Below are 6045 nucleotides of genomic sequence, written 5' to 3' on the forward strand. Positions count from 1 at the left end.
ACAACCGGCTTTTTTTATGCCTTGGCAAAGCTGTTTTTTCATCACGTAAAAACTGAAAAACAAAGAGGAACACTTATCCCGTAAAATTACGACTCCGCAATCTCTTTGAGAATTTGAGCAAATTCTTCTGGATGTGAAAAGAAAGGAGAATGACTGGACTCCAAGGAATGGACGGTGGTTGCGTTATTCATATCTGCATCTACTAAACTAACCATTTCCTGCTGTGCAGCCAAAGGAATAGCGTTATCTTGAGTGCACTGAATATAGTATCGCGAAATTCTTCCAAAATTTTTCTTCGTAATGGGAGATGGAATGGTTGTAACCTGAGCAGGTTCATCAGGAATCAGATAACTCAGCGCCAATTGAAACCTCTCTTCGGTAACATCGGCATAAAATGCTGCCTTAACCAAGGCTCGGTAATTAGGATCATCTGACTTTGGATTAAACCGCATTACACCCGTCTTAACAGGATCACCGATCTCAAGATTCGGTGTTAATCTTCCACTCATAGTCTCATGTGCATTCATCTGAGTATGCAACATGTTCGACGGCAGCATAAGTGCTGAACAATACACCACTGCTGAAAGTTCATCAGAAATTGCCTCAGCAACATGGGAAACAGTCAAGCCACCTAATGAATGCCCAACAAGAACGGCCTTAGAACTACTCCTCGCATTTAGCTCACGAACAGCTGTGATCACTGCGTCAGTCCTTTCCTCCTGCGTCACATTAGCATTGGGAGAGTGCTCCGCTGTAAAGGCCTCTAAATCAAACGGGCGACGTAAATATGAAGACGGATACTTCGCAGTTGCACCAGCACCGGGAAGATCCAATGCTGTTGCCAAGTAGCCTGCATCTTCAAGGAATGGAACGACAAAATCCCACGCATGGTGATCATGCCAAGCACCATGAATCAGCACAAAGTTCTTTGGGTGAAACATTCATTACTCCCTGATAACATCCAATCAGATTAGCTAATGCAAGTAACAAACAAACTCCATCGACACCTTAAATTGCCATTGGCTCACTAAACATAGTACAGTCAACAGGCCGATGCATATGAGTCTTTACGCTTTTGAAAACATAACCTTTCAGCTCCCCAAAGCGAAACAACACGACTTCAGCCCCGTCATACTTTTTGTTCCATTGTTGCAAAGCACGGAATACAAACGAACTTACCGCTAAAACGACGGATACGGGACTCCATTACTGATTCACCACAACATTCACAAACTACATTCTTCAACACCACTGCGGGACGTGGCATTCCATTATTCAACGGTGTAATGTTAAACACCTCTTCTAACGTAAGACTCATAAGCTGTTCTTGCCACTGCCGCCGTAGCTGATCAATGCGTTGCTGATAAACTTCCCCAGAGTTATCATCCTCACCCTCCATAAGAGCGTTCAGCTGCCTCCACACACCGTCACCTGCTTCGGGATTCAGCAACGCCCTAAAGCCTCTTCCGGAAAGTCTGTCAAAAAACGAAAAGGCCATCTTTCCATAATCCCGGTGTACAAAATTTCCTTTTCCGTAGGTACACCCTGTAAGAAACTGAATAGCATCCACCCCGCACATATCCGTTTCCGACACTGCAACCATTTGGACACTGTTTGGATCACCAAGTTCACGTAAAGCTAACTCGGAAACTCGTATACCTATCGCCAGACCGGGACAACTATGTCCATGAAAAGCAATGACATCTTCAATAGTTTTTTCAGTAAAAAAGCAGGTCACCGTCATCCTCCCTGTTTCAATGTTTAACTCGTCGGCACAACCACGGGGTGCCCCTGCACAACATGCATGGTAACGGGTAGACCATACACATGTTCAATCACCTCCGGTGTCACGTTATTAGTCGAACCTAAAAAATAAATGCCCCCGTTCTTAAGAAACAACACATTATCAGCATAACGTAAGGCAAGGTTCAGATCATGCATTGTCATTACCGCCCCAATGTTATGATCATTCACTACATGGCGAAGCATACTGAGAATATCAATCTGACTCTTCAAATCGAGAGAACTGGTCGGCTCATCTAGAAGCAACAACCGAGGCTCCTGCACCATAGCACGGGCTATGGCGACTTTTTGCAATTCTCCACCACTTAACTGATCAAGATATCTCATCAAGAGCTTATGCATACCAAGCCGCTGAATAACGGAATCTACAATTTTTAAATCACGCTCGCTTGCTTTCCAACGAATATGAGGCTTCCGCCCCATAAGTACCGCGTCGAACACCGTCAACTGAGCTGTTTCGTTCTTCTGGGCTACGTATCCGACGCATAATGCAACCTCATCAGGACGCATCACAAGCACATTACGATTTTCCACCATAACCATCCCAGCGTGCGGACGGTGAATTGCATTAATGCACTTAAGCAGTGTCGTCTTGCCTACTCCATTGGGGCCGAGGATTGCCAACAATTCCCCACCAGCCAACTGAAAATCTACGTCAGAAAGCACAGAGTTATTCTCATATCTAAAATTAACGTCAGAAATAGAAAGAATCATCGGTGCTGCCCCCTGATGATCAAATACAAAAAGACCGGAGCTCCCATAAAAGCCGTTAGTACGGAAACAGGCAATAAATGCGGCGCAAGGACAAGCCTCGCCATTGTATCAGAGACAAGAAGCAGCAAGCCACCGATGAGAATGGATGCCGGAAGTAAAAAACGATGGTCTGAGCCAATAACACGCCGTACCATATGAGGCACCACAAGACCTACAAAACCGATAATGCCCAGAAAAGAAATGATCATTGCCGTAAGCATTGATGACAGCACCATTCCTACGATACGCACACGGTCAACACGCACCCCGAGACTCATGGCGGTTTCGTCACCTGCATCAATGGCATTATAGTTCCAGCTGCTTACTATAAAATAAGCGGACGCCGCTGCAACAAAAAGAGAAATGGCAGCCAAGGAAGACCACGTTGCGCGAGCTGTGTCGCCAAACGTCCAGAAAACTATTGCAGCCAGTTGCACATCATCTGCAAAAAATTGCAGAAACATTGTGCCTGCAGTAAACAGCGCCCCCATAGCGACACCGGTCAGAATCATAACTTCAGAAGTTGCTCCGCGTAAGCGGGAAACGACTATTACAACACTGGCAGCAAGCAAACTAAAAAGAAAAGCACAAAAAGTGGTTATGTATGGATTGGTAATAGTGACAGCATCTGCATTAGTTGATCCCATAATGCCGCCATTCAGCACCATTACAGAAAAAGCAGCCCCAAACGCAGCCGCATGAGAGATCCCCAGTGTAAAAGGTGACCCCAGCGGGTTGCGTAAGATTGACTGCATTACAACTCCTGAAACTGCCAGCCCGCCTCCCGCAACAACGGCTGTGAGGGCCTGAGGAAGTCGGATGTTCCAGATAATAATGTCCACCCTGCGGGCGACATCCCCTCCTAATAGACTACTCGCAACCTCTGCTATGGATATGTTTGCGACTCCCATAGAAATGGCAATAACAAATGTCATCACCAACAAGCCAACAGAGGTTACAACCAGCGTCACCTTCCTACCAATATAGTGATTATACGCAACAGGCACCTGTCCTTCTAAAAAGTGCATGCTAATTCACCAGAACAGGTTTGTAGGCCATGCCGTGGAAAATTGTATTCATATCGTTGAAAATATCTTTCCCTACTAAAAACCTGTATATTTCGTCAGCTTTTACCGCTGAGTCCACATCGACAAAACGTTCTGGATACAGCAGTTTTCCAACATAAAATGCGTTCGCAAGGATGGAGCCATAGTTTTTTGCGTACCAGTTATATGGCAGCAGGCCGTACACTTTGCCTTCCTTAACAGCATTCAGAGCACGATATGATGGATCAGTACGCAGTTCATACAAACCACCTGCCTCATCTCCCATCTGCAGGGTTGAAAGATCGAGGAAAATAATTTCCGGATCCCACTCAAGGATTTTCTCTTTTGATATAGCAGAGTGCTGTAACTCTTTGCCGACACCACCTGCATTGCCTGCAAGGTTATTCGCATTTACAAACTCGAACGGCGGATACGCGGGCTCTGTCGACTGATACCCATGCGGTCCTTTAAAGGCTACACCACCAACAAATACAGAAGGACGTTCTTGTTCAGGAATATCTGCTGTCCGCTTGTTGAGATCATCAATCTGGCTTTCAATGAATGCTATGACCTCCTCCGCGCGTTTCTGCTTGCCAATAACATCTGCCATAGTACGAAGAGATTGATACAGCTGAGTACGTTTTTTCCCAAGGTTACCGTAATCAAGTGTTACTACAGGAATACCTGTTTTATTTTGTAAGTCTTCAGGAGGAAATCCCATACTGGAAGCATACGTTTTGAAAATAACCTGAGGCTGCGGCTCCAACGCCAGAATGAGCTCCGGGTTATCATGTCCGCGATATCCCCCAAAGATCGGCATAGTCTTAAAATGCGGGTTAGCCAGAGCATATGGACGAGCCTCATACCTGCGCTTTCGTGGTTCTATATCGTCTACAGCTACAGCCATAGATTGTGCTTGAAGATAGGTCAGCAAACGCAGGCAACCGGAACCGGAACAGATTACACGCTCATTATTTACTGGTATTTCGACAGTTCTTCCCAAGGCATCCACTATCTGCCGAGTTGATTCTTTTCCCGAAGCGGAAGATATCAACATCAAAGAAAAAATAAGACTATGTATCAGTATTTTCATTACTCACCTTTTGCTGCATACAAAATTCAAATGAAAACTCACATATTGTTACTAAAAAACAATTCGTAACACGACAAGCGTAGACAAAGCTTCAACCCTCGTCAAGTAACATAAAGAAATCGTGCAGTTAAAATGAAAGTTCTTGCTGCCACTTCAGATGATACGAGATAACACCAATTCGTCATCACGGATACCACATGACTTCTGCCCCCCTCCCTCACTCTGCGTTTCTGAGATTATCCACGGCATTGTTTTTAATGCTCAGTACCCCACTAGGAAAAATACTGCTCCGTCATAATTATTTCGTGAATAGTCAAACAGAAAGGGCACATTCCATTCACTTCACTCCTTCGAGTTGGAGTCATTATTCTCAGCATTGTTTTTCGTACCTGAGCATGCAAAGTAAACTTGTTCTGAGTCACCGTGAATATTCCGAGAATCATGACGGAAAGAGGACGATCGGGGAATGGACAGGTAGCGGCAGCCGTTAGCTGGAAAGAACTAAAAATGGTTATGTTAACTGGTGAGTTCATCTCCCTCATTAAAGGAAACACTCTACCATCCCTGATGACACCCACTTCTACGACTCTCCCAAATATTGCGTTTCTGGGATTATTCACGGCATTGTTTTTAGTGCGCAATATGGCACTGGGAAAAATGCTTCACCACCGTGATCATTCCGTGAATAGTCTCAGAAAGAGGACGCATGGCATCACGTGTTAAAGCGCAGAGGGAATGGAAAGGTAGCGGCAGCCGTTGGCGAGGAACGAGCAGTACGGATGGCTTATGCAAAGCTAGATCTGCGCTAGCATCTCCCGTCCCCCCGCGGGAGCGTGGAAAGGAAAAGCTTGGGATTTGGTATCAGTCAAAACAACAGGAATATCAAAAGCAAAAAGAACAGCAGACATTACTAGCCAGATAAAAACAGCAAAAGCCGTCTACCCTAAGATAGACGGCTTTTGTACAACTCAACGTAAACAATTTCTTCTTAATCCAAAGAACTGGAAATGCAATTGTCAGAGCCCAACTGCCTATTCAATACAAGAAATGCGGAGAATAAAGCAAAGAGAAAGGCAAAGAATCAACCAAGCCCCGCTCTACAGTCATGGACACTTTTTGACTTCATAAAATAGTTTGGCTGGCGGCGTACCGCCTTAGACCAAACCTCGCGCCCGATGGGCGCTCTTCGGCTTCGCCGTGGCTCTTATCGCCTGTGGGAAAGCAGGTTGAGCTATACAAACAGAAAAAGCCCGTTAGCTATAAAGCTAACGGGCTTTTTGAAATAAATCTTGGCAGCGACCTACTTTCCCACAGGCTCCCCTGCAGTATCATCGGCGATGGTTGGCTTGA

General features: G+C 45.3%; 5 protein-coding genes. All 5 read right to left on the reverse strand.

Features of this window, described 5'->3' with window-relative positions; genetic code table 11:
• Positions 1–86 precede the first annotated feature (86 nt).
• The 5 genes from MKHDV_RS17535 to MKHDV_RS17555 all read right to left on the reverse strand — a co-directional run bounded on the left by MKHDV_RS17535 (position 87) and on the right by MKHDV_RS17555 (position 4695).
• Complete coding sequence (locus MKHDV_RS17535; protein WP_160717647.1) at positions 87–941, reverse strand: alpha/beta fold hydrolase; 855 nt, start codon at positions 939–941, stop codon at positions 87–89.
• 188 nt (positions 942–1129) lie between these two features.
• Positions 1130–1738 carry an FmdE family protein gene (locus MKHDV_RS17540; protein WP_254060515.1) on the reverse strand — a complete coding sequence of 203 codons (609 nt, stop codon included), beginning with the start codon at positions 1736–1738 and terminating at the stop codon, positions 1130–1132.
• A gap of 23 nt (positions 1739–1761) precedes the next feature.
• Complete coding sequence (locus tag MKHDV_RS17545) at positions 1762–2517, reverse strand: ABC transporter ATP-binding protein (RefSeq protein ID WP_160717651.1); 756 nt, start codon at positions 2515–2517, stop codon at positions 1762–1764.
• Positions 2514–3584 (reverse strand): iron ABC transporter permease, encoded by a 1071-nt coding sequence (locus MKHDV_RS17550; RefSeq protein ID WP_160717653.1) that lies wholly within the window; start codon positions 3582–3584, stop codon positions 2514–2516. The genes MKHDV_RS17545 and MKHDV_RS17550 overlap by 4 nt, the downstream gene beginning before the upstream one ends.
• A gap of 1 nt (position 3585) precedes the next feature.
• On the reverse strand, positions 3586–4695 hold the full coding sequence (locus MKHDV_RS17555) for an iron ABC transporter substrate-binding protein (protein ID WP_160717655.1): 1110 nt from the start codon (positions 4693–4695) through the stop codon (positions 3586–3588).
• Between the last annotated feature and the right edge of the window lie 1350 nt (positions 4696–6045).

The sequence above is a fragment of the Halodesulfovibrio sp. MK-HDV genome, from assembly GCF_009914765.1.
GTDB lineage: Bacteria > Desulfobacterota > Desulfovibrionia > Desulfovibrionales > Desulfovibrionaceae > Halodesulfovibrio.

Excerpts from the sequence above, each read along its gene's own strand:
- MKHDV_RS17545 (WP_160717651.1), bottom strand. The coding sequence starts at position 2,517 with ATGATTCTTTCTATTTCTGACGTTAATTTTAGATATGAGAATAACTCT.
- MKHDV_RS17535 (WP_160717647.1), bottom strand. The coding sequence starts at position 941 with ATGTTTCACCCAAAGAACTTTGTGCTGATTCATGGTGCTTGGCATGAT.
- MKHDV_RS17555 (WP_160717655.1), bottom strand. The coding sequence starts at position 4,695 with ATGAAAATACTGATACATAGTCTTATTTTTTCTTTGATGTTGATATCT.
- MKHDV_RS17550 (WP_160717653.1), bottom strand. The coding sequence starts at position 3,584 with ATGCACTTTTTAGAAGGACAGGTGCCTGTTGCGTATAATCACTATATT.